Source organism: Pontimicrobium sp. MEBiC01747 (assembly GCF_053601635.1).
Genome location: NZ_JBSHNS010000273.1, coordinates 1 through 2707, shown reverse-complemented (window position 1 = coordinate 2707; position 2707 = coordinate 1). Strand labels below are relative to the sequence as shown.

The following is a 2707-nucleotide window of genomic DNA, read 5'->3' as shown; positions in this document are numbered from 1 at the left end:
AAAAATATACACCCCAAAACTATTATAGTTTTGGGGTGTTATTATGTAATAGTAATTACAAATTACTTTTTCTCTGCAGTAATCTCTGCTATTTTGCAAATGACCTCGGTAGCTTTAATCATACTTTCTACAGGAACATATTCGTAACGTCCATGGAAATTATGGCCTCCAGCAAAAATATTTGGGCATGGTAAGCCCATATAACTTAATTGAGATCCATCTGTTCCACCACGAATAGGTTTTATAAGTGGTTTAATGTTTAATTGTTTCATAGCTTCTTCCGCTATATCTACAATATGCATTACAGGCTCCACTTTTTCTTTCATGTTAAAGTATTGGTCTGTAATTTCTATTTCTATAACTTCTCTTCCGTATTGCGAATTTAATTCGTTTGTTAGTTTTTGCATCACCTCTTTACGGGCTTCAAAATGTCCACGATCGTGATCACGAATAATATACTGTAATACGGTATCTTCTACTTCTCCATTAATAGAATATAAATGGAAAAAGCCTTCATAACCTTCAGTATGTTCAGGGGTTTCCATGCGCGGTAAAGAGTTTATAAACTCTGTAGCAATGTACATAGAGTTTACCATTTTACCTTTAGCATAACCAGGGTGTACTATTTTACCCTTTATTCTAACTTTAGCACCTGCAGCATTAAAATTCTCATATTCTAATTCTCCAATTTGGCTACCATCCATTGTATAAGCCCAATCTGCACCAAATTTTTCTACATCAAATTTATGAGCACCACGGCCAATTTCTTCATCTGGTGTAAAGCCTACTTTTATAGTACCATGTTTAATATCTGGATTATTAATAAGGTGTTCCATGGCTGAAATAATTTCGCAAATACCAGCTTTATCATCTGCACCTAAAAGTGTTGTACCATCTGTGGTGATTAAAGTTTGGCCTTTATATTGTAATAAATCCTCAAAATAATCTGGAGACAGTATAATGTTTTCAGCCTCATTTAAAATAATGTCTTTTCCGTCATAATTATCTATAATTTGCGGATTTACATTTGCACCAGTAAAATCTGGAGTGGTATCAAAATGAGATACAAAACCTATAGTTGGTACTTGATGCTCTACATTACTTGGTAGCGTTGCCATAATGTATGCATTCTCGTCTATAGTAACATCGCTCATGCCGATAGCTTTTAATTCCTCTACTAGAGCATTAGCTAAGTCCCATTGTTTTGCTGTACTAGGTGTGGTATCACTTTCTGGGTCCGATTCTGTATCTATTATAACATAGCTTACAAAACGTTTTATTATATCATCTTTAGAAATCATTTAAATATCGTTTAATTTGGTGTTTGTTCAACCTGTAAAAGTCGAAATATGGGTATAAAGTTACAATTTATAACTTTTTTGTCTTTTAGAATTGCTCAATTTTTTATTTAGAAGTACTTTTGCGCAAACATAATTCAATGTATAAAGCATTATTACGACCATTATTTTTTCTTTTTGATCCTGAAAAGATCCATCACTTCACATTTTCCTTAATAAAAACGACTTCTAAATTACCAGGAGTACCAGCTTTATTTAGAAGTTTATATGTGGTTAACGATAAACGCTTAGAACGTAAATTATTTGGGTTAACTTTTAAAAACCCTGTAGGGCTAGCTGCCGGATTCGATAAAAATGCAGTATTATATAACGAATTAGCAAACTTTGGTTTTGGTTTTATAGAAATAGGAACAGTAACACCAAAGGGGCAAGCAGGAAACCCTAAAAAGCGTTTGTTTAGACTTCAAGACGATAAAGGGATTATTAACCGAATGGGCTTTAATAATGAAGGTCTAGAAGCAGCAGTTAAGCAATTAAAACAAAATAAAGGGAGACTTATTATAGGAGGAAATATTGGTAAAAACACCCAAACAAAACCAGAAGATTATACCAAGGACTATTTAGAGTGTTTTAATGTATTACACCCTTACGTAGATTATTTTGTGCTAAATGTAAGTTGCCCAAATGTAGGTAGCCATGCTAAATTAAATGATAAAGACTATTTATTAGAGCTTATTGGTGCTGTGCAAAAGGCAAATACTACATTTGAGACCCAAAAACCAATACTTTTAAAAATAGCTCCAGATTTAAATAACATCCAGTTAGATGAAATTATTGAATTAATTTCTGAAACTAATTTAGATGGCGTAATTGCTAGTAATACTTCTACCGATAGAACAGGCTTAAAAGCTAGCGATGCCCGTTTAAAAGAAATAGGAAACGGTGGTTTAAGCGGACAACCAGTAAAAGATAAATCAACACGTGTTATTAAATACTTAGCCGATAAAAGTAATAAAGCATTTCCTATTATAGGAGTAGGAGGCATACACTCTGCTAAAGATGCTTTAGATAAAATAGAAGCGGGTGCAGATTTAGTTCAAATTTATACAGGATTTATTTACGAAGGCCCTTCATTAATAAAATCTATAAATAAGGCGTTACTCAATAATTAATTTTTGAGTAGTAGTTTCTCCATTTTTAGTATTTAGTTTTACGAGGTAAATGCCTTTATTTAGCGACAAGTTAATTTTTACTGTAACTCTATTACCATCTAGTAAAACCGTTTTAACTAAACTACCTAGAATGTTATAAATTTTAACATTTTTTAAATGCTTTACAGAGTTACCGCTAATAGTAATAGGTCCTTTTGAAGGATTTGGAGCTATTTTAAAATCGACTTCTTGTGCCTT

The 2707-nt window shown here is 32.4% G+C and carries 3 protein-coding genes; 1 reads left to right on the top strand and 2 read right to left on the bottom strand.

The annotated features are described in order from the left end of the window. Window positions 1-62: 62 nt before the first annotated feature. Window positions 63-1301, bottom strand: coding sequence for a peptidase T (gene pepT, locus ACVC2P_RS09030; RefSeq protein WP_452598149.1), 1239 nt, complete (start codon window positions 1299-1301; stop codon window positions 63-65). A 137-nt stretch (window positions 1302-1438) separates the two neighbouring features. Here pepT and ACVC2P_RS09025 point away from each other — a divergent pair, with 137 nt between their 5' ends. Beyond that, the gene (locus tag ACVC2P_RS09025; protein WP_452598148.1) at window positions 1439-2470 is read left to right on the top strand and encodes a quinone-dependent dihydroorotate dehydrogenase; all 1032 of its coding nucleotides are present in this window, start codon (window positions 1439-1441) and stop codon (window positions 2468-2470) included. On the opposite strand, the gene ACVC2P_RS09020 is transcribed toward ACVC2P_RS09025, so the two are convergent. Then, window positions 2456-2707: T9SS type A sorting domain-containing protein (locus ACVC2P_RS09020; protein WP_452598147.1), on the bottom strand; the 252-nt coding region annotated here is incomplete at its 5' end. The two genes, ACVC2P_RS09025 and ACVC2P_RS09020, sit on opposite strands and share 15 nt — an antisense overlap.

What these genes read in the sequence shown, in the direction of transcription:
- pepT (WP_452598149.1), bottom strand. Translation starts at nt 1,301, where the DNA reads ATGATTTCTAAAGATGATATAATAAAACGTTTTGTAAGCTATGTTATA.
- ACVC2P_RS09025 (WP_452598148.1), top strand. Translation starts at nt 1,439, where the DNA reads ATGTATAAAGCATTATTACGACCATTATTTTTTCTTTTTGATCCTGAA.